Genomic DNA, 19,392 nt, shown 5'->3' with positions numbered 1-19,392 from the left:
GGAAAACGGGCCACCCGTGGGCAGCCCGTTGACTTATTCAGCTTCGTCCAGCCAGACCAGCAAAATGGCCTCAAGGATTTTTTCGTTCGATGCTTGCGGATCATCATCGAACTCTTCCAGGTCACAGATCCATTGATGCAGATCGGTGAAACGAACGGTCTTGGGATCGAGATCGGGGAACGCGTCGTACAGCGCCTCGCCGATTTCACGGCTGTCGGTCCACTTCAGTCCCATACTACCCTCTGTTAATGCTCACGCGCATGATTGATTGTGTAACGTGGGATTTCGACCACTAAATCGTCTTCGGTGACGCGAGCCTGGCAGCTTAAACGGCTCTCCGGCTCTAGTCCCCAGGCTTTGTCCAGCATGTCATCTTCTTCTTCCGTGCTTTCCGGCAGGGAATCGAAGCCTTCACGCACGATGCAGTGACAGGTGGTGCAGGCACAGGATTTTTCACAGGCGTGTTCAATCTCGATGCCGTTACGCAGGGCAACGTCGAGAATGGTCTCACCGGTCTCAGCTTCCAGAACTGCGCCATCGGGACAGAGATCCTGATGAGGCAAAATAACAATCTTTGGCATATTAAACCTCGTCCACGGAATGGCCTTTCAGCGCGCTACGGACGGACTTGTCCATGCGGCGAGCGGCGAATTCCTGGGTTTGTTTGTCTACGTTTTTAATGGCTTGTTCGATAGCGTCAACATCGTCACCCTGTGCAACCTCGCTCAAATGCGCGGCGGCGGCGTCGATGGCCTGACGTTCTGCGGCGCTTAACAGCGCGGCATCAGCGTTCAACGCACCGGATAAACTCTCCAGTACGCGTGCAGCTTCAACTTTCTGCTCTGCCAGCATGCGGGCTTTTACATCCTGCTCGGCAAAGCTCATCGAATCCTGGATCATGGAAGCGATTTCGTTGTCCGTCAGACCGTAGGACGGTTTGACCTGGATAGAGGATTCCACGCCGGTGGATTTCTCCATGGCCGTGACGCTCAGCAGTCCATCGGCATCAACCTGGAAGGTCACGCGAATATGCGCCCCACCCGCCGGCAGCGCCGGAATGCCACGCAGTGCAAAACGCGCCAGAGAACGGCAATCCTGCACCAGTTCACGCTCGCCCTGCATCACATGAATCGACATCGCCGTTTGGCCATCTTTGAAGGTGGTGAAGTCCTGCGCGCGGGCCACCGGAATGGTGGTGTTACGCGGGATCACTTTCTCCACCAGACCGCCCATGGTTTCCAGCCCCAGGGACAGCGGGATGACGTCCAGCAGCAGCATTTCACTGTCAGGCTTGTTGCCGACAAGAATATCCGCCTGGATAGCCGCACCGATAGCCACCACTTTGTCCGGGTCGATAGAGGTCAGCGGCGTGCGACCAAAAAACTCACCCACGCGTTCACGCACCAGCGGTACGCGTGTTGAACCACCGACCATCACGACTTCCAGAACGTCCTGCGCCTCAACGCCGGCATCTTTCAGTGCACGACGGCAGGCCAGCAGCGTGCGCTTAACCAGGGCGGAAATCAGTTCGTTAAAGGTTTCGCGGGTAACTTCACCCTGCCACCCGGCCACGTTAACCGTGACGGATTCAGCATCGCTGAGTGCAATTTTGGCGGCGATCGCGGCATCGAGCAGCTCGCGCTGTACGCGGTTATCGCTGCGATCGGCCACACCCGCCTGCTCGCGAATATAATCTGCCAGCAGATGGTCGAAATCATCACCACCGAGCGCGGAATCGCCGCCCGTCGCCAGCACTTCAAACACACCACGGCTCAGGCGCAGAATAGAAATATCAAACGTGCCGCCGCCGAGGTCATAGACCGCAATCACGCCTTCCTGACCCGAATCCAGGCCATAGGCAATCGCGGCAGCGGTCGGTTCGTTCAGCAGACGCAGCACGTGCAGGCCCGCCAGACGCGCGGCGTCTTTGGTACCCTGACGCTGCGCGTCATCAAAATAGGCGGGAACAGTGATCACCACACCGTCCAGTTCACCGGACAGCGCTTCGGTCGCCCGTGCGGCCAGTGCTTTGAGAATATCGGCGGACACGCGTACCGGATTGAGCAAACCCGCTGCGGTTTCGATCATCGGCAGGCCGTTTTCGCTTGCCTGGAACGTATACGGCAGATGCGGATAACGCGCCTGGATATCCGCGAGCGAGCGCCCCATCATACGTTTTACCGAACTGACGGTGTTTGCAGTATCCAGCGCCGCGTTGGCACGGGCATCGTAGCCGACAGCGTAGCCCTGCTGCTGATAGTGAACCACTGACGGCAACAGGTGGCGACCTTCGTGGTCAGCCAGCGTTTCGGCCTGGCCGCTGCGTACGGTCGCGACCAGAGAGTTGGTGGTGCCTAAGTCAATGCCTACCGCCAGACGACGCTGGTGCGGTGCGGCACTCAGACCAGGCTCACTAATTTGTAATAAGGCCATTTTCGCTTCCGAAATTAAAAATCGAGCAGTTTTTCTTCGAGTTGTTCTGCACTGCTTCGCAGTTTATCGAGAAAACGCAGTTTACGCACGGTCTCAGCCGCCACGTCCCACGCTTCGCTGTCCAGCTGTTCGACCATCAACTGATGGCGAACCTGGTACATCTCGTTGATGCGTTTCATCAACGCATCCAGACGTTCACTGTCTTTAGCCTGTTCAATCTCGTCCAGCTCTTCGCGCAGCTCGAGTTGCTCCATCAAGAACGCGGTATCGCGCACCGTGTGCTGCTCGTTTCTGATATCAAAGCCGTGTAAAGACAGTAAGTATTCAGCGCGCATCAAGGGATGACGCAGCGTTTGCCAGGCCTGGTTGATCGTAGCGGACTGCGAAACTGCAGCAAGTTGTTCCGCCTGGGAACCGCTGGCAAATTTATCAGGATGATACTGACGTTGTAGATCCTGAAAACGGAGGCTCAGCGCCTGAGTATCGAGCTGATAGCGGGCCAGTAAGCCAAAGAGGGTGAAGTAGTCCATAACATTCTCAGGGGTAGCCTGTTAGAACAAACCCCACACGTAGCAGCAAGGCCACGGTGGGGTTATACCTTCTTACTTCGCGCAGCAGATGCGTTGTCTACACTCGTTCACCCCAGTCACTTACTCAAGTAAGCTCCTGGGGATTCACTCGCTTGCCGCCTTTCTGCATCACGAATTAATCGGTATAACAGAGGAACGCGTTACACGTGGAAGCTTTCGCCGCATCCACACTCGTCTTTCACGTTAGGGTTAGTGAACTTAAACCCTTCGTTCAGACCTTCTTTGACGAAGTCTAACTGCGTACCGTCCAGAAATTGCAGGCTTTTACCGTCGATCACGACTTTAACGCCTTTGTCTTCAAACACGGTATCTTCAGCCGCCGGCTCGTCAACAAATTCCAGTACATAGGCCATACCTGAGCAGCCGGAGGTTCTCACACCCAGGCGCAGGCCAAACCCTTTACCACGGTTTGCCAGGAAGGTATTTACTCGCGCTGCTGCACTGTCGCTTAAGGTAATCGACATAATAAAACCTCAACTCTTAATTATTTTGCTTCACGTTTGCTTTTGTAATCCGCAATCGCGGCTTTAATCGCGTCTTCAGCCAGAATAGAACAGTGAATTTTCACCGGTGGCAGTTCAAGCTCGTCTGCGATATCGGTGTTTTTAATCGCCTGTGCTTCGTCCAGCGATTTCCCTTTCACCCATTCGGTAACCAGGGAGCTGGAGGCTATGGCGGAACCGCAGCCATAAGTCTTAAAACGCGCGTCTTCAATGATACCTTCATTGTTGACTTTGATCTGCAACTTCATCACGTCGCCACAGGCCGGTGCACCCACCATACCGCTGCCCACGTTCTCGTCGCTGTTGTCAAAAGAACCCACGTTACGTGGATTCTCATAATGATCGATTACTTTTTCGCTGTAAGCCATGATGAATTCTCCTTATGTGTACCCTAAATAATTCGAGTTGCAGGAAGGCGGCAAGGGAGCAAATCCCCAGGAGCGTACATAAGTACGTGACTGGGGTGAGCGAGCGCGGCCAACGCATCTGCAACTTGAAGTATGACGGGTATACCGATTAATGATGTGACCATTCAATACTGTTGATGTCTACGCCCTGTTTGAACATGTCCCACAGCGGGGAAAGTTCACGCAGACGGCCGATAGACTTGCGAACCAGATCGATGGTGTAGTCAATCTCTTCTTCGGTAGTGAAACGACCTAAAGAGAAACGGATTGAGCTGTGTGCCAGCTCGTCAGTCATACCCAACGCGCGCAGCACGTAGGAAGGTTCCAGGCTTGCAGACGTACAGGCAGAACCGGAAGAAACGGCCAGATCTTTCAGCGCCATGATCAGCGACTCGCCTTCAACGTAGTTAAAGCTGACGTTAAGGATGTTCGGTGCGCCATGCTCAAGATCACCATTCAGGTAGACCTCTTCCATGTCTTTCACGCCGTTCCACAGACGGTTACGCAGACTGCGCAGGCGCGCCATCTCGGTTTCCATCTCTTCTTTCGCGATACGGTAAGCTTCACCCATACCCACGATCTGGTGGACAGGCAGCGTACCAGAACGCATGCCGCGCTCGTGACCACCGCCGTGCATCTGTGCTTCGATGCGGATACGCGGTTTACGACGAACATACAGTGCGCCGATACCTTTCGGACCGTAGATTTTGTGACCGGAGAAGGACATCAGGTCAACTTTCAGCTGGCTCAGGTCGATAGGCAGTTTGCCCACGCTCTGGGTCGCATCAACGTGATAGATGATGCCACGCGCACGGCACATTTCGCCGATAGCCGCGATATCCTGCACCACGCCAATTTCGTTGTTCACGTGCATAATAGAAACGAGGATGGTGTCATCACGCATCGCCGCTTCGAGTTCTTTCAGGTCAATAATGCCGTTACGCTGCGGGGCGAGGTAGGTGACTTCAAACCCTTCGCGCTCCAGCTGACGACAGGTGTCCAGCACGGCTTTGTGTTCCGTTTTGCTGGTGATGATGTGCTTACCTTTTTTCTGATAAAAGTTGGCCGCACCTTTAATCGCCAGGTTGTCGGATTCGGTCGCGCCGGAAGTAAAGACGATTTCACGCGGATCGGCACCCACCAGGTCAGCAATCTGATTACGGGCGATATCTACCGCCTCTTCAGCATGCCAGCCAAAACGGTGAGAACGGGACGCTGGATTACCAAAGTTTCCGTCCAGGGTCAGACACTGCATCATTTTCTCGGCAACACGCGGGTCCACCGGCGTGGTTGCGGAGTAGTCGAGATAGATCGGTAATTTCATTGCTCTATAAACTCCGTACATCGCTTCAATGCAAGGAACCAGGCAACCGGCTGGATGTACGGCCGAGTTAACGGGGTGTCCAACACCCCGGCCTGATTCTAAAATACTTTTATTATGCGCGTAACTTAACGTCGATCGCGTCTTGCGTGCGGGTGCTGCGTGGAGCGTCATGCGTGTGCTGGCGTCCAGACACATCCAGGACTTCCTGGTTATTCACCAGTTCACCCAACGTAATGTTGTTGAGAAAACCCGTCAGACGGTCGCTCAGATCGCGCCACAGCGCGTGGGTCAGGCACTTATCGCCGCCCTGACAACCACCTTTGCCCTGACAACGGGTGGCATCTACCGACTCGTCAACAGCGCTAATGACTTCACCTACTGCGATGCTGCCTGCATCTTTACCCAGCAGATACCCGCCGCCTGGTCCACGTACGCTTGAAACCAGACCGTTTTTACGCAAACGGGAGAACAGCTGCTCCAGGTACGACAGGGAAATGCCCTGACGTTCAGAAATATCAGCCAACGGTACCGGGCCCGTTTCGGAGTTGAGCGCAACGTCCAACATTGCGGTCACGGCATAACGCCCTTTTGATGTCAGTCTCATGTCTTACTTAGCCTCAAACTCGCCCCTGCCCGGGGTTTTTTATTGTAAAATGGGGGTATTGCATAGCAGGGGCAAGTCTGACATTCCCGACTAAATCAGTCAACTATTTACTTGACTAAATTAGTCAGGTATTTAACCTTCAGTGCCGTTTTCATTTGCCGGATAGCACTTCGCTTATCCGGCCTACTTTCCTTTATTCTGCTGCTCTATAGAAGCAAGCATTCCGCGCAGAATATTCAGTTCCTGGCTCTCAGGACGCGCACGCGTGAACAGACGACGCAGTTTGTTCATCACCTGCCCCGGATGGTTCTCGCGGATAAAGCCCGTCGACAGTAGCGTCTGTTCCAGATGACCGTAAAAACGCTCTAAATCATCGACCAGCGGATACTCGGTTTCTTCGTATTCTGCCGTCTTACCGCTTTCCTGCGTTGCCAGCCAGGCCATTCGCACTTCATAAGAAATGACCTGAACTGCCATCGCCAGGTTCAGCGAACTGTATTCCGGGTTCGCGGCAATCGCGACGTGATAATGGCATTTTTGCAGTTCGTCGTTGGTCAGACCTACACGTTCACGACCAAATACCAGCGCAACCGGGGTGTTCGCCGCTTCGGCGACGCTTTTTAAACCGCATTCGCGCGGGTCGAGCATCGGCCACGGCAAGGTACGGGAGCGCGCGCTGGTTCCGACCACCAGACTACAGCCAGCCAGCGCTTCATCGAGGGTATCGACGATTTGCGCATTACCGATCACGTCGCTGGCACCGGCCGCCAGGGCGATGGCCTGGGAGTCAGGTTTGACCAGCGGATTCACCAGCCACAGATTGGTTAAACCCATGGTTTTCATTGCGCGGGCAACGGAGCCCATATTGCCGGTGTGAGAGGTCTCCACCAGCACAATTCGAATATTTTGCAGCATTGTCTTTCTTCGGCTAAAGATTATTCGGCCATATTATCATAAAACGAAGACATATACCGAACTCGCTGCTATACTCTGCGCCGTTTTCCCGTTCTTTAACATCCAGTGAGAGAGACCGATGCATCCGATGCTGACCATCGCCGTGCGCGCAGCGCGCAAGGCGGGTAATGTAATTGCCAAACACTACGAAACACCAGACTCTGTAGAAACCAGCCAGAAAGGCAGCAATGATTTCGTGACTAACGTCGATAAAGCCGCAGAAGCGATTATTATCGAAACAATCCGCAAATCTTACCCTCAGCACACCATCATCACCGAAGAAAGCGGTGAACATATTGGTGAAGATCTGGATGTTCAATGGGTTATCGATCCACTGGATGGCACCACCAACTTCGTAAAACGTCTGCCGCACTTCGCGGTATCCATCGCAGTACGCATTAAAGGCCGTACTGAAGTCGCCGTTGTTTACGATCCAATGCGTAACGAACTGTTCACCGCAACGCGCGGTCAGGGCGCACAGCTGAACGGCTACCGTCTGCGTGGCAGCACCGCTCGCGATCTGGATGGCACCATCATCGCCACCGGGTTCCCGTTCAAAGCCAAACAGCACGCCCCTTCTTATATGAAGATCCTCGGCAAAATGTACACCGAATGCGCTGACTTCCGCCGCACCGGTTCTGCTGCGCTGGATCTGGCCTATGTTGCCGCCGCACGCGTTGATGGTTACTTCGAAATCGGCCTGAAGCCGTGGGATTTTGCCGCAGGTGAACTGATTGCACGTGAAGCAGGCGCACTGGTATGCGACTTCACCGGCGGTCATAACTACATGTCAACCGGCAACATCGTTGCAGGTAACCCGCGCGTAGTGAAAGCCATGCTGGCGAACATGCGTGACGAACTGAGCGACGCGCTGAAGCGTTAATCAGTTGTGGTGCCGGATGCGACGCTGACGCGTCTTATCCGGCCTACATTTCATACTCATACCGCTTACTAACCTAAAACGGTCGTAATCCCCTTCCCACCGGCACCGCACTCACCCACATCACCACCGCAGCAACCACTAAAATCGCACCACCGGCCAGTGCCAGCGTGGTCCAGGCCATCTGTCGCCACAATACCGGCGCTTTATTGCCGCTGAGTTTCAGCGCCATCGTCCGAAAACTGTGTACCAGTAATGCCAGAGAAGTAATGGTCAGAGAGGTTCCCGCTGCCATCGCCAGCGCCGACGCCATGCCCCAGCCAAAGACGCCCACCACTTTACTAAACAGCAGCACCATTATGGCGCCGGAACAAGGGCGCATTCCCATCGAGAGAATGATCATCAGCCGGGCGCGCCAGTCATCGCCGCTTTGCAGCTGTTCCGGGTTGGGCACATGCTGATGCCCGCAACCACAGCGTTCATCATGCACATGATGCGGTGTGAACGCGGTAAATGTCGGGCGACGCAGCAGCGTGCGTAATTTTTTTAACGCCCGCCAACACAGTAAAACCCCCAACACGCCGACCAGCGCATAGCTGGCTTTCTCCAGCCAGAAACTGCTCATATGCAGTTGCCGGGCGGGCAGTTGCAGTACCGTGAGCACCACAACGACCAGACCGATCGCCACCAGCCCCTGTAATAAGGACGAGGCCAGCGTCAGCCCGATGCTCGACCTCAGCTTCGAGGGATGCGTCGCCAGCCAGGTGGTGATGACGATTTTTCCGTGCCCCGGACCCAGCGCGTGCAATACCCCATAAATAAAGCTAAACAGCAGCAGCGATCCGCCCGTACGGGTGGGATTGGCGGCCACCGCTTTCAGCAAGCCGCTCATCTGCTGGTTAACGTCCCGTTGCCAGAGAATACTTTGCACCATCACCTGCGGCCAGGCCTGCCAGATCCACAGCACGCCACCGATCGCCAGCAGTAAAAAGAGCGCCAGTGGCCATAGCATTAGCCAGCGGCGTCTGGCTACGCGTTGTTGATAAACTACTGACATTGTAGCGTTACCGTCTGCGCAAATTGTTTACCCAACTCCATATCCTCCGGCGGCGCGTCTTCTTTATCCAGTGACTGCGCAAAGCTCAGCGTTTGTTCATTAGGCGTCGGGGTATGCACGCTAATCCGGCATTGCTTGCTGAAGCCCGGCGCCAGCGTGGCATCGCGGTCCTGGTCGTAACTCATATCCACGTAGTAGGTGGGATCAAACGTGGAAATACTATAAGTCTGTCCGGCAAGCGGCTGTGGTTGGGCCAACGGCAGTACAAACGTCAGCACCGCCTGATGTTCCTCGCGCTCCATGCCATATTCCGTCGGGCGATTTTTAAATTTTACCTTTTGCCCGTTGTGCCACACTTCGGTGAAATAGTGCTGTCCGAGGACATTGGCCATCACTTCCGCAGCCAGTTTTTTCCAGATCTCATCCCCCGGTTTGGCATTGCCCGCATCGTACAGCAGGTCAGCGGAGGTGATTTCATCCATCGTCCAGCGCATTTTCAACGCCACAAACTGGTTATTTTCACTCACCAGTTCGGTTTTCAGATGAATAAAACTGTGAGGATGCGCGCCCGCGCCAAAAGACAGGACGACCAGAAACAACGTGACAATGATGCGTTTAACACGCGGCATGATTTCTCCACAATAAATCCAGCCCGCCATCAAAAGGACGTCGTTGGCGAGAATACGCTGAGGATAGCATTGAACGATAAAATATTGAGCCCCTTTTCCGGTATCGATTCAGTTCTCAATTTCGAAAATTTGTTCATCGTTGGCAACGGAAAAAAAGAGGATTTACCGCATCCCCTTAATGCAAATGATAACAAAATGTTAATATTTAGTTTCATTTTAATTGTTTGATAACAATAAATTTGACTTCACACACGCGAAAGCCTTCATATTTAACTAAAAATTAACTCAAATAGATCCTGTAATTTACAAAAATGGGCATAGATCACATTCATAGGATTTATGATTCATTCCCTCTTCCCTTCGTTGTTAACCTCACGCCGTGACATGCCCTGCCCCCTACTAAAGGTACAACTATGAAATTCAAACTCGCATTACTCAGTGCAACCCTGGTTTCTGCATGCATGTTGTCCGGCACGTCCTTTGCGGCGGAAAAATATGAAATTGCTGTGGTTGCCAAAGTCACTGGTATTCCCTGGTTTAACCGTATGGAGACCGGCGTTAACGAAGCAGCAAAAAAACTGGATGTGAACGCTTACCAGACCGGTCCGTCTACGCCAGACCCGGCTCAGCAGGTGAAAGTGATTGAAGATCTGATCGCCAAAAACGTGAATGCGATAATCGTAGTGCCAAACGATGCCAAGGTCCTTGAGCCGGTACTGAAAAAAGCACGCGAGAAAGGCATTGTGGTCCTGACGCACGAATCCCCGGACGAGCAAATCGGCCAGTGGGATATCGAAACCATCGACAGTGAAAAATATGCGCAGGCCAACGTTGATGAGCTGGCGAAAAGTATGGGCGGCAAAGGGGGTTATGCCATCTATGTCGGTTCGCTGACCGTGCCGTTGCATAACGCATGGGCCGACTATGCGATTAAGTATCAGAAAGAAAAATACCCGGAGATGTTCGAAGTGACCTCGCGTCTGCCGGTAGCGGAAAGTATTGATAAGTCCTATTCCACGACGCTGGATCTGATGAAAACCTATCCGCAAATGAAAGGGATTATCGGCTTCGGTTCACTGGGTCCAATTGGGGCAGGCCAGGCCGTACAGAAAAAACGCGCCAAGGATAAAATTGCCGTCGTCGGTATCGCCATGCCAGCCCAGGCCGCACCTTACCTGATGCGTGGAGATATCAAAAAAGCACTGTTGTGGGACCCGAAAGATGCGGGCTACGCACTGGTGACGGTTGCTGACCAACTGCTGCAAGGCAAAGAGGTCAATACCGATCTGAGTATCGATGGTTTAGGGAAAGCCGATATCGACATGGAGAAGAAAGTGATCCGTTTTAACAAGATCCTCGAAGTCACCAAAGACAACGCGCAATCACTCGGTTTCTAAGGCTTTAGCCAACACCAGGGAACCTTAACGCCGACCGCCTGGTCGGCGCTATCCACCACACTCACACTCAGCGTCCGTCAGGACGCTCGCAGGGGTATTGTCCATGGCAGACACCACCGCATTTATCACTCTTGAGAATATCAGCAAACAATTCCCGGGCGTGCTGGCGCTGGATAACGTGAATCTGACGCTGAAAAAAGGCGAAGTTCACTGTCTGGCGGGCCAAAACGGCTGTGGCAAGAGCACCATCATTAAAGTGATCTCCGGGGTCTATCACCCTGAAAAAGGCGCGCAGATTTTACTTGATGGCAAGCTGTTCCATCACCTGACGCCACAGCTTTCTTCTCACTATGGCATCCAGGTCATCTATCAGGATCTGTCGCTATTCCCCAATTTTAGCGTCGCGGAAAATATTGCGGTTAACCGCTACCTGCCCGGCGGTGATATCTGGGTACGTCGCGGCGCCATGAAACAACAAGCGCTGGCAGCCATGAAGCGCATTGGCGTAACCCTCGATCCGGACAAAAAGGTCGAGAAACTCTCCATCGCCGACCGCCAACTGGTGGCGATTTGCCGGGCGATTGCCGCCGACGCACGGCTGGTCATCATGGATGAACCCACCGCCTCGTTAACCCGTCAGGAAGTCAACGGCCTGCTGCGGGTGGTTAACGAACTGAAAGCCGCCGGCATTTGCGTGGTATTTGTCAGCCATCGTCTTGATGAAGTGATGGAGGTGGCTGACCGGATCAGCGTGATGCGCGACGGGAAACTGGTCGGCACGTATCCTGCCAGCGAACTGGACAGCCACGAACTGGCCTTCCTGATGACCGGGCAACGCTTCCATTACAGCCCGCTGCCGGAGAAGTCATTCGACTCCCACGAACCGTTGCTGGAACTGCGCAACCTGAGCCGTCGCGGAAAATACCAGAATATTAATTTGTCGCTGCACGGTGGTGAAATTGTCTCGATTGTCGGCCTGCTGGGCGCCGGGCGCACCGAGCTGTGTCTGAGCCTGTTTGGCATGACCCACCCAGAGAGCGGTGAAATGCGCATTAACGGTCAGCCGGTCCGGTTGCGTAATAACCACGATGCCATTCAGCACGGGATCGGCTACGTCTCAGAAGATCGCCTGACGCAGGGACTGATCATGGAGCAGTCGATCTACGACAACACTATCGTCACGGTCTTCGATCAACTGCACACCCGCAGCGGCCTGCTCGACCATGCTAAAGCACAGAAGCTGGTCGCTGATCTTATCCGCGAGCTGAACATCAAAGTGTCCGATCCGCACCTGCCGGTCAAAACGCTATCCGGCGGCAACGCCCAGCGTATCGCCATTGCCAAATGGGTGGCGACCCATCCGCGCATCCTGATCCTCGACTCCCCCACCGTTGGCGTCGACATTGCCAACAAAGAGGGCATTTACCAGATTGCCCGCGATCTGGCCGAGCAGGGAATGGCGGTGCTGATGATCTGCGATGAGATCCCGGAAGCCTATTACAACAGCCACCGCGTGCTGGTGATGCGTCGCGGCAAACTGGTGGCGGAATTTAATCCTCATCAGTGTCGTGAAGAGGAGATTGCTGAAGTGGTCGAGGTCATCAATGAATAGTCTGCATTTCTCCCGTTTGCTCGGGCAACATGAATTCTGGCTGGGCCTGCTGGTGGTGGCACTCGCCGTAGGACTAAGCGTTAGTACCGATGAGTTCCTGTCGCTGGGGAACCTTACGGACGTCGCCACCAGCTACGCCATTCTCGGCATTCTGGCCTGCGGCCTGTTTGTGGTGCTGATTTCCGGTGGGATCGATATTTCATTCCCGGCGATGACCGCCATTGCCCAGTACGCGATGGCCAGTTGGGTGATCGGCCACGGCGGCAACTTTGCGCTGGCGCTGGTTATTGCCATTGCCGTCGGACTGCTGCTCGGGCTTATTAACGGCTTTCTGGTCTACTGGCTGCGCGTACCGGCGATCATCATTACCATCGCCACGCTGAACGTCTACTACGGTCTGCTGGTGTACGCCACTAAAGGTACCTGGCTGTATGGCTTCCCGGACTGGTTCATGAACGGCATCAACTGGTTCTCGTTCACCGCAGCGGACGGCTACGACTACGGACTGACCCTGCCCCTGCTGTGTCTGGCGGCGGTGATTATTGTGACTGCCGTACTGATGAACTATACCCGCCTCGGCCGCCAGGTTTACGCCATGGGCGGCAACCGCGACGCGGCGTCGCGCCTGGGTCTGAATTTGCTGAAGCTGCATTTCTACGTGTACGGCTACATGGGGATTCTGGCAGGCGTTGCCGCCGTGGTGCAGGCGCAAATCACCCAATCCGTCGCGCCCAACTCCCTGCTCGGTTTTGAGTTGACGGTACTGGCGGCGGTCGTGCTCGGGGGAACCAGCATGAGCGGTGGACGCGGTACCCTGACCGGAACGTTGCTCGGCGTTGTCCTGCTGGCCTTCTTACAAAACGGCCTGACGCTGCTGAGCGTCTCCTCTTACTGGCACACCGTGTTCAGCGGCGCCATTATCCTGGTCAGCATTAGCGCCACGGCCTGGAACGAAAAACGTAAACTGGCAAGGGAGCTTTGAGATGAAAACAATCGCCAGATTTTTACCCGGTGATGCCATCATTCGTCTGCAATGCATCATTATTGTGGTCGTCGCGCTGGTCTTCTCGGCCCTGCTTGGCAGCCGTTTTTTCAGCGTGGCTAACTTCCAGTCCATCAGCTCACAGCTACCGATCCTCGGCATGCTGGCGCTGGGAATGGGCATGACCATGCTGACCGGCGGCATTAACCTGTCCATTATTGCCGGAGCTAACGCCTGCTCGCTGGTAATGGCGGCAATCATTGTCGCCCATCCGGATAACCCTCTGTTCCTGGTCATCGCCCTGCTGGCGGGAGCTGCCGTGGCGGTAGCCATTGGTACGCTGAACGGCGCGCTGATCGCCTGGGTCGGCGTGTCGCCGATCCTCGCCACGCTCGGCACCATGACACTTATCTCCGGGCTGAATATTCTGCTCTCTAACGGCACGGTCATTTCCGGCTTCCCGACCGCTATTCAATACCTGGGTAACGGCACGATTGCCGGTATCCCGGTGGCGCTACTGCTCTTTTTCCTCGTGGCCATCCTGCTGTGGGTGTTGCTGGAACACACCACACTTGGGCGCAGCCTGTATCTCGTCGGGTCCAACGAACAGGCAACCCGCTACAGCGGCGTGAATACGGTACGGGTACAGATCTCCGTGTACGTCATTTCGGCCCTGCTCGGCTGGGTAGCCGCCATCCTGATGATGGCGAAATTTAACTCGGCAAAAGCCGGATACGGCGAATCCTATCTGCTGGTCACCATCCTCGCCTCGGTGCTGGGTGGCATCAACCCGGATGGCGGCTTCGGGCGTATTATCGGCCTGGTGCTGGCGCTCATTGTGCTGCAAATGCTGGAAAGCGGCCTTAACTTGCTGGGGGTCAGTAGCTATCTGACGATGGCGCTGTGGGGCGCGGTGCTGATCCTCTTTATCGCATTACAGAATCGTAAAGCCTGATTCCAGGAGAAAAAATTATGGCAAGTTACTTTATTGGTGTAGATGTCGGAACCGGTAGCGCCCGTGCAGGCGTGTTTGATCTCAACGGCAGAATGGTCGGTCAGGCTAGCCGGGCGATTGAGATTTACCGTCCGCAGGCCGATTTCGTTGAGCAATCCTCAGATAACATCTGGCAGGCAGTGTGTAACGCGGTTCGTGATGCGATTAACCAGTCAGATATCAACCCGATTCAGGTGAAAGGTCTGGGCTTCGACGCCACCTGCTCGCTGGTGGTGCTCGATAAAGAAGGTAAACCGCTGACCATCAGCCCTTCCGGGCGCAGCGAACAAAACATTATTGTGTGGATGGATCACCGCGCCATTACTCAAGCCGAGCGCATTAACGCCCTGCATCATCGAGTGCTGGACTACGTCGGCGGGATTATCTCGCCGGAAATGCAAACGCCAAAACTGCTGTGGCTGAAGCAGCATATGCCCAACACCTGGGCCAATGCAGGCTACTACTTTGACCTGCCGGATTTCCTCACCTGGCGCGCGACAGGCGACGACACGCGCTCGCTGTGCTCGACGGTGTGTAAATGGACCTATATGGGTCATGAGGACAAATGGGATGCCAGCTATTTCCGCCAGATTGGGCTGGAAGACTTGTTGGAGCACGATGCCGCTAAAATTGGCCGCGACGTGAAAACGATGGGGGAACCGCTCGGTCATGGCCTTTCTGCACGGGCCGCCAGCGAAATGGGTCTGATCCCAGGGACCGCGGTCAGCGTGTCGATTATTGATGCCCACGCCGGAACGCTGGGCACCCTCGGCGCCAGCGGTGTGACCGGCGAAGTGGCTGATTTTGACCGCCGCGTCGCGCTGATTGGCGGCACGTCCACCGGTCATATGGCAATTTCTAAAGAGCCGCGCTTTATCAGCGGCGTCTGGGGTCCTTACTACTCCGCCGTCCTGCCGCAATACTGGCTCAACGAAGGCGGACAGTCGGCCACCGGCGCGTTAATCGACCACGTTATTCAGTCACACCCGTGCTACGACACGTTGCTGGCGCAGGCAAAATCACAGGGGCAGACCATTTACGAAGTGCTGAATGCGCTGCTGCGTAAAATGGCCGGCGAACCGGAAGATATCGCCTTTCTGACCCGCGATATGCACATTCTGCCCTATTTCCACGGTAACCGTTCCCCGCGCGCCAACCCTACGCTCACCGGTGCAATTACCGGCTTGAAGCTGTCCCGGACGCCGGAAGATATGGCGCTGCAGTATCTGGCGACCATTCAGGCCATTGCGCTGGGGACGCGGCATATTATCGAAACGATGAACCAAAGCGGGTATACCATCGATACCATTATGGCCAGCGGCGGCGGCACGAAAAACCCAATTTTCGTGCAGGAACATGCCAACGCCACCGGCTGTGCGATGCTGCTACCGGAAGAAAGTGAAGCCATGCTGCTGGGCAGCGCCATGATGGGAACCCTCGCCGCAGGTGTGTTCGATACCTTCCCGGAAGCGATGTCAGCGATGAGCCGCATTGGTAAAACGGTCACCCCGCAAACCAACCGTATTAAGCAGTACTACGATCGCAAATACCGGGTTTTTCACGAGATGTACCAGGACCATATGAAATACCGCCAGTTAATGCAGGAGGACGCATGAGTGATTCATGGTCCCAGGCGACCGGCGTATGGCAACTCTACAGCGAGGCTCTGGCGGGATTGGGCCAGCATCTGTCAGAGCAGACCTGGCAGTCTTTAATGAGCGAATTGCGCGACTGCACAGGAAAAATCGTCGTCACCGGCGTCGGCACGTCCGGCATTGCCGCGCGTAAAGTGGCGCATATGCTGGCCTGCGTCGAACGCCCGGCAATTTACCTCAATGCCACCGACGCCGCTCATGGTGACCTGGGTTTTTTACGCGCAGACGATCGGGTGATTATGCTGTCGCGCGGAGGGAATTCAGATGAGCTTACCCGACTGCTGCCGGGACTGGCTGCGAGGAACGTGCCGATCATTAGCGTGACGGAAAACCCAAACTCCGCCATCGCCAGCGCCTCCCGGCTGGTGATTTCCACCGGCGTACAGCGCGAGGCCGATCCGCTGGACATGCTGGCGACCACCTCCATTATTCTGGTCCTGGCGATATTTGATGCCGCCTGCGCCTGTCTGATGAGCGAGAGTGGCTACTCTAAAGAAACGCTGTTAGCCGTGCATCCTGGCGGCGATGTGGGATTAACGCTGAGCCGTGGGCAGTAACGCCAGACAGCTGTTCCGGAGGTAATGGATCTGTTGCCTCCGGTATATTGCTACGTTCACCTTATGTTTTTCACTTATCTGAAATGATAGTACCCGTGAACGTGACCCTGAGCCGGAATCACATGTTCTCCATAATGCTTAACTGACAAACAGTACAGCCACTGGTAGTGTTTTTTTATATTGCAACAAAAGATAAAACAGTGAAAAAACGTGTTAACGCGCTGCGTTTAACTCCCGCCCACTGTTCCTCGCGTTAAAAATTCTGTGACGGTCTCCAGCATTCCTGGCGGAAAGGATTCCATTCTTCATTTCTATGAGCAAACTTTAGCTATTCTTACCAAACATACTTTCGGGAGACTCTACAGATGATGACAACGCTTGCCCCGCCATCTGTACTTTCTGCTCCCCAGCGCCGCTGCCATGTGCTGCTGACGCTGTTCCAGCCGGGGCAAATCGCGACCACCCAGACATTTAGCACCCTCAATGGCGTCGAAGTCGATGTGGTCCGCGAGGATATCATCGGCGCGGGGATTGAAATCCAGCGCTATCATCGTCTTACTATCATTGCCACGCAGAATGGTGGCTACCAGATCGAAGGATCGGCACTCAATCAACGATTGTGCTTTCTGCACTGGCTACGACGCGGCCTGCGGCTGTGCCCGGGCTTTATCACCGGGCAGTTCACACCCGCGTTAAAAATGCAGCTCAAACAACGCGGTATCGCCCGCACGCTGTATGACGACACCAATCTGCATGCGCTCATCAACCTCTGTTCCCGGCGACTGCAAAAACCGTTTGAATGCCGGGATGTCCAGTTTCTGCGCCTGTTTTTACAGTACAGCCTGCTGCAACATCACGCCGGGCTCCACCCGGAGTTTAACCCGCTACAACAGCGCTGGGCGCAATCCTGCGCCGAGTATGCGCTCGCCGAAGAAATCGGTCGTCACTGGCAGCGCCGTGTGATGCAAAGTGCGCCACCGGGCGAGTCGCTGTTTATGGCGCTGCTGTTCTCGATGATCCGCATCCCCGATCCCATTCGCGATAACCATCAGCAGGACCGCCGCCTGCGTCTGGCCATTGCCCGACTGGTGCTACGTTTTCGCGAGAGCGGCAACGTCCGCTTCAGCGACGAACAAGGATTGAACGACCAGTTGTACGTGCATCTTGCTCAGGCGTTGAACCGTAGCGTGTTCGCGATTGGCATTGATAACACCCTGCCGGAGGAGTTCAGTCGGCTCTATCCCCGGCTGGTGCGCACCACGCGAGAAGCGCTCAAGGGATTTGAAGCGGAATACGAAGTGCATTTCTCTGAAGAAGAAGCGGGGCTGGTCGCCGTCATTTTTGGCGCATGGCTGATGCAGGAAAAAGATCTGCACGAGAAGCAAATCATTCTGCTGACGGGCAATAATGAACGACTGGAGACGCATATCGAGCAGCAATTGCGTGAGCTGACCCTGCTGCCGCTGAACGTAAAACATATGCCAATGCAGGACTTTCAGAAACAGGGCTCGCCGCGTGGCGTGGCGCTGATTATTACCCCGTACACCACGCCGCTACCGCTGTTTTCACCGCCGTTGATTCATGCGGATCTGTCGCTTACGCTGCATCAGCAGCAGCAGATCCGCAAAATCCTCGAATCATAACACCGGTGATTGCGCCGTCACTTTAGGCCGCAAGACGATGGCGGGCAGCGCCACCAGCGCCATAACCCAGAATACACCGCTGCCCATATTCTGGTACAGGTAACCAGCGAACACGGTCATAATGGCAATACTGCCGCCCATCGCAATGGCGGAATAGACCGCCTGCAAACGAATCACTTCGCTGCTCTGGCGTGCGGCAATGTAGCGCATGGCCGCCAGGTGACACACGGTAAACGTACCGCAATGCAGGATTTGCACCACGATAAGCCACGGCAGCTCGGTGCTCCAGCCCATCAACCCCCAGCGCACCACGCCACACACGGCGGAGAGCAGCAACAGATCGCGGGCGCTAAAGCGGCGGAACAGCTTGTGGCTGAGAGCGAAGATAATCACTTCCGCGACCACACCCAGTGACCATAAATAGCCCACCGCTGACGCCGAATACCCGGCAGACTGCCAGTAAATAGCGCTGAAACCATAATAGGCGGCGTGCGCCCCTTGCAGCAGGCTCACGCAAGCAAGAAAGCGCCAGCTCTGCATAATAAGCTGACGCCATGCTGGCCATCCGGTACTCTCCTGCTGGCGAACTTCTCCCGCAGGCTGCACGCTCGGGCGGATCATCATACCCAGCAGCATTGACGCCAACGCCAGTGACAGCAGCACCAGGATCACCCGATAGTCATACAGGGTCACCAGCTTACCGGTCAGCGCCGAGCCAATCACAAAGGCCACAGACCCCCACAACCGCACCCGGCCATAGTCCATGGTGATTTGCTTTTGCCAGGTATTCGCCAGCGCATCCGTCAGCGGCACCAGCGGCGAGAAGAACAGGTTAAACCCGACCATCACCACCATCAGCCACGCCACGTGCGTCCCCGCCCAGAAGGCCAGCGCAAACACCAGCGTCAGCAGCGCTAAAATGCGTAAAGCGGAAATCAGACGAGAGGGATCGCTCACGCGCGGCGCAATGAGCAAACTACCGAGAAAACGGGCAATTAACCCCGCGCCTAACAGCAGGCCGATGGTTTCAGGCGTCAGCCCCAACCCTTCGAGCCACACGCTCCAGAAAGGCAGAAAAATCCCGTAGCTAAAAAAGTAGGTGAAATAACCGAGCGCCAGCCAGCGCGTGGAGTGCAAAACCATGATTCCCTCCCGTTTGGAGGCGATAGTC

The 19,392-nt window shown here is 55.2% G+C and carries 20 protein-coding genes; 8 read left to right on the top strand and 12 right to left on the bottom strand.

Going from position 1 to position 19,392, the window contains the following annotated elements; translation table 11 throughout:
- Positions 1-33 precede the first annotated feature (33 nt).
- The 9 genes from iscX to trmJ form a co-directional block, all read right to left on the bottom strand.
- Complete coding sequence (iscX, locus tag FDX22_RS12920) at positions 34-234, bottom strand: Fe-S cluster assembly protein IscX (protein WP_003037694.1); 201 nt, start codon at positions 232-234, stop codon at positions 34-36.
- 11 nt (positions 235-245) lie between these two features.
- The gene (fdx, locus tag FDX22_RS12915) at positions 246-581 is read right to left on the bottom strand and encodes an ISC system 2Fe-2S type ferredoxin (RefSeq protein WP_003037690.1); all 336 of its coding nucleotides are present in this window, start codon (positions 579-581) and stop codon (positions 246-248) included.
- A 1-nt stretch (position 582) separates the two neighbouring features.
- Positions 583-2,433 carry a Fe-S protein assembly chaperone HscA gene (gene hscA / locus FDX22_RS12910; RefSeq protein WP_096756167.1) on the bottom strand — a complete coding sequence of 617 codons (1,851 nt, stop codon included), beginning with the start codon at positions 2,431-2,433 and terminating at the stop codon, positions 583-585.
- A gap of 14 nt (positions 2,434-2,447) precedes the next feature.
- Positions 2,448-2,963, bottom strand: coding sequence for a co-chaperone HscB (gene hscB, locus FDX22_RS12905; protein ID WP_117343506.1), 516 nt, complete (start codon positions 2,961-2,963; stop codon positions 2,448-2,450).
- Positions 2,964-3,163: 200 nt separating this feature from the next.
- Positions 3,164-3,487, bottom strand: a complete 324-nt coding sequence (iscA, locus tag FDX22_RS12900; RefSeq protein WP_003835203.1) for an iron-sulfur cluster assembly protein IscA — start codon at positions 3,485-3,487, stop codon at positions 3,164-3,166.
- Positions 3,488-3,507: 20 nt separating this feature from the next.
- Entirely contained in the window at positions 3,508-3,894 is a 387-nt protein-coding gene (gene iscU, locus FDX22_RS12895) for a Fe-S cluster assembly scaffold IscU (RefSeq protein WP_002913991.1), read from the bottom strand.
- A 148-nt stretch (positions 3,895-4,042) separates the two neighbouring features.
- Entirely contained in the window at positions 4,043-5,257 is a 1,215-nt protein-coding gene (iscS, locus tag FDX22_RS12890; protein ID WP_096756165.1) for a cysteine desulfurase, read from the bottom strand.
- Between the two features lie 112 nt (positions 5,258-5,369).
- A complete protein-coding gene (gene iscR, locus FDX22_RS12885) occupies positions 5,370-5,861 on the bottom strand; it encodes a Fe-S cluster assembly transcriptional regulator IscR (RefSeq protein ID WP_005120405.1) in 492 nt (163 codons plus the stop codon).
- 183 nt (positions 5,862-6,044) lie between these two features.
- On the bottom strand, positions 6,045-6,776 hold the full coding sequence (trmJ, locus tag FDX22_RS12880) for a tRNA (cytosine(32)/uridine(32)-2'-O)-methyltransferase TrmJ (protein ID WP_115257779.1): 732 nt from the start codon (positions 6,774-6,776) through the stop codon (positions 6,045-6,047).
- A gap of 118 nt (positions 6,777-6,894) precedes the next feature.
- On the opposite strand from trmJ, the gene suhB reads away from it, so the two are divergent.
- Positions 6,895-7,698 (top strand): inositol-1-monophosphatase, encoded by an 804-nt coding sequence (suhB, locus tag FDX22_RS12875; RefSeq protein WP_096756163.1) that lies wholly within the window; start codon positions 6,895-6,897, stop codon positions 7,696-7,698.
- 73 nt (positions 7,699-7,771) lie between these two features.
- On the opposite strand, the gene FDX22_RS12870 is transcribed toward suhB, so the two are convergent.
- Both FDX22_RS12870 and FDX22_RS12865 read right to left on the bottom strand, forming a co-directional pair.
- Positions 7,772-8,752 carry a nickel/cobalt transporter gene (locus FDX22_RS12870; protein ID WP_146717287.1) on the bottom strand — a complete coding sequence of 327 codons (981 nt, stop codon included), beginning with the start codon at positions 8,750-8,752 and terminating at the stop codon, positions 7,772-7,774.
- Positions 8,743-9,381 (bottom strand): DUF1007 family protein, encoded by a 639-nt coding sequence (locus FDX22_RS12865; RefSeq protein ID WP_137399747.1) that lies wholly within the window; start codon positions 9,379-9,381, stop codon positions 8,743-8,745. Before FDX22_RS12865 ends, FDX22_RS12870 begins: the two co-directional genes overlap by 10 nt.
- A gap of 413 nt (positions 9,382-9,794) precedes the next feature.
- Between FDX22_RS12865 and FDX22_RS12860 the strand changes: the two genes are divergently transcribed.
- From FDX22_RS12860 to csiE, 7 genes are all read left to right on the top strand, one after another.
- On the top strand, positions 9,795-10,778 hold the full coding sequence (locus FDX22_RS12860) for an autoinducer 2 ABC transporter substrate-binding protein (RefSeq protein ID WP_096756160.1): 984 nt from the start codon (positions 9,795-9,797) through the stop codon (positions 10,776-10,778).
- Positions 10,779-10,881: 103 nt separating this feature from the next.
- Positions 10,882-12,390, top strand: a complete 1,509-nt coding sequence (locus FDX22_RS12855) for a sugar ABC transporter ATP-binding protein (RefSeq protein ID WP_096756159.1) — start codon at positions 10,882-10,884, stop codon at positions 12,388-12,390.
- A complete protein-coding gene (locus FDX22_RS12850) occupies positions 12,383-13,372 on the top strand; it encodes an ABC transporter permease (RefSeq protein WP_135911599.1) in 990 nt (329 codons plus the stop codon). The genes FDX22_RS12855 and FDX22_RS12850 overlap by 8 nt, the downstream gene beginning before the upstream one ends.
- 1 nt (position 13,373) lies before the next feature.
- A complete protein-coding gene (locus FDX22_RS12845) occupies positions 13,374-14,327 on the top strand; it encodes an ABC transporter permease (RefSeq protein WP_096756157.1) in 954 nt (317 codons plus the stop codon).
- Between the two features lie 17 nt (positions 14,328-14,344).
- Positions 14,345-15,982: an FGGY-family carbohydrate kinase gene (locus tag FDX22_RS12840; protein WP_096756156.1), complete on the top strand. Its 1,638-nt coding sequence runs from the start codon at positions 14,345-14,347 to the stop codon at positions 15,980-15,982.
- Positions 15,979-16,578 (top strand): SIS domain-containing protein, encoded by a 600-nt coding sequence (locus FDX22_RS12835; RefSeq protein ID WP_146717286.1) that lies wholly within the window; start codon positions 15,979-15,981, stop codon positions 16,576-16,578. Before FDX22_RS12840 ends, FDX22_RS12835 begins: the two co-directional genes overlap by 4 nt.
- A gap of 365 nt (positions 16,579-16,943) precedes the next feature.
- A complete protein-coding gene (gene csiE / locus FDX22_RS12830) occupies positions 16,944-18,221 on the top strand; it encodes a stationary phase inducible protein CsiE (protein WP_146717285.1) in 1,278 nt (425 codons plus the stop codon).
- On the opposite strand, the gene FDX22_RS12825 is transcribed toward csiE, so the two are convergent.
- Positions 18,216-19,364 (bottom strand): 3-phenylpropionate MFS transporter, encoded by a 1,149-nt coding sequence (locus tag FDX22_RS12825; protein ID WP_117343501.1) that lies wholly within the window; start codon positions 19,362-19,364, stop codon positions 18,216-18,218. The two genes, csiE and FDX22_RS12825, sit on opposite strands and share 6 nt — an antisense overlap.
- Positions 19,365-19,392: the final 28 nt, after the last annotated feature.

Origin of the sequence: Citrobacter sp. TBCS-14 (assembly GCF_005280805.1) — a bacterium.
Classification (GTDB): domain Bacteria; phylum Pseudomonadota; class Gammaproteobacteria; order Enterobacterales; family Enterobacteriaceae; genus Citrobacter; species Citrobacter gillenii.
The sequence above is the reverse complement of the archived record's forward strand: the minus strand, read 5'-3'. Positions and strand labels throughout refer to the sequence as shown.

What these genes read in the sequence shown, in the direction of transcription:
- iscX (WP_003037694.1), bottom strand. Translation starts at nt 234, where the DNA reads ATGGGACTGAAGTGGACCGACAGCCGTGAAATCGGCGAGGCGCTGTAC.
- fdx (WP_003037690.1), bottom strand. Translation starts at nt 581, where the DNA reads ATGCCAAAGATTGTTATTTTGCCTCATCAGGATCTCTGTCCCGATGGC.
- hscA (WP_096756167.1), bottom strand. Translation starts at nt 2,433, where the DNA reads ATGGCCTTATTACAAATTAGTGAGCCTGGTCTGAGTGCCGCACCGCAC.
- hscB (WP_117343506.1), bottom strand. Translation starts at nt 2,963, where the DNA reads ATGGACTACTTCACCCTCTTTGGCTTACTGGCCCGCTATCAGCTCGAT.
- iscA (WP_003835203.1), bottom strand. Translation starts at nt 3,487, where the DNA reads ATGTCGATTACCTTAAGCGACAGTGCAGCAGCGCGAGTAAATACCTTC.
- iscU (WP_002913991.1), bottom strand. Translation starts at nt 3,894, where the DNA reads ATGGCTTACAGCGAAAAAGTAATCGATCATTATGAGAATCCACGTAAC.
- iscS (WP_096756165.1), bottom strand. Translation starts at nt 5,257, where the DNA reads ATGAAATTACCGATCTATCTCGACTACTCCGCAACCACGCCGGTGGAC.
- iscR (WP_005120405.1), bottom strand. Translation starts at nt 5,861, where the DNA reads ATGAGACTGACATCAAAAGGGCGTTATGCCGTGACCGCAATGTTGGAC.
- trmJ (WP_115257779.1), bottom strand. Translation starts at nt 6,776, where the DNA reads ATGCTGCAAAATATTCGAATTGTGCTGGTGGAGACCTCTCACACCGGC.
- suhB (WP_096756163.1), top strand. Translation starts at nt 6,895, where the DNA reads ATGCATCCGATGCTGACCATCGCCGTGCGCGCAGCGCGCAAGGCGGGT.
- FDX22_RS12870 (WP_146717287.1), bottom strand. Translation starts at nt 8,752, where the DNA reads ATGTCAGTAGTTTATCAACAACGCGTAGCCAGACGCCGCTGGCTAATG.
- FDX22_RS12865 (WP_137399747.1), bottom strand. Translation starts at nt 9,381, where the DNA reads ATGCCGCGTGTTAAACGCATCATTGTCACGTTGTTTCTGGTCGTCCTG.
- FDX22_RS12860 (WP_096756160.1), top strand. Translation starts at nt 9,795, where the DNA reads ATGAAATTCAAACTCGCATTACTCAGTGCAACCCTGGTTTCTGCATGC.
- FDX22_RS12855 (WP_096756159.1), top strand. Translation starts at nt 10,882, where the DNA reads ATGGCAGACACCACCGCATTTATCACTCTTGAGAATATCAGCAAACAA.
- FDX22_RS12850 (WP_135911599.1), top strand. Translation starts at nt 12,383, where the DNA reads ATGAATAGTCTGCATTTCTCCCGTTTGCTCGGGCAACATGAATTCTGG.
- FDX22_RS12845 (WP_096756157.1), top strand. Translation starts at nt 13,374, where the DNA reads ATGAAAACAATCGCCAGATTTTTACCCGGTGATGCCATCATTCGTCTG.
- FDX22_RS12840 (WP_096756156.1), top strand. Translation starts at nt 14,345, where the DNA reads ATGGCAAGTTACTTTATTGGTGTAGATGTCGGAACCGGTAGCGCCCGT.
- FDX22_RS12835 (WP_146717286.1), top strand. Translation starts at nt 15,979, where the DNA reads ATGAGTGATTCATGGTCCCAGGCGACCGGCGTATGGCAACTCTACAGC.
- csiE (WP_146717285.1), top strand. Translation starts at nt 16,944, where the DNA reads ATGATGACAACGCTTGCCCCGCCATCTGTACTTTCTGCTCCCCAGCGC.
- FDX22_RS12825 (WP_117343501.1), bottom strand. Translation starts at nt 19,364, where the DNA reads ATGGTTTTGCACTCCACGCGCTGGCTGGCGCTCGGTTATTTCACCTAC.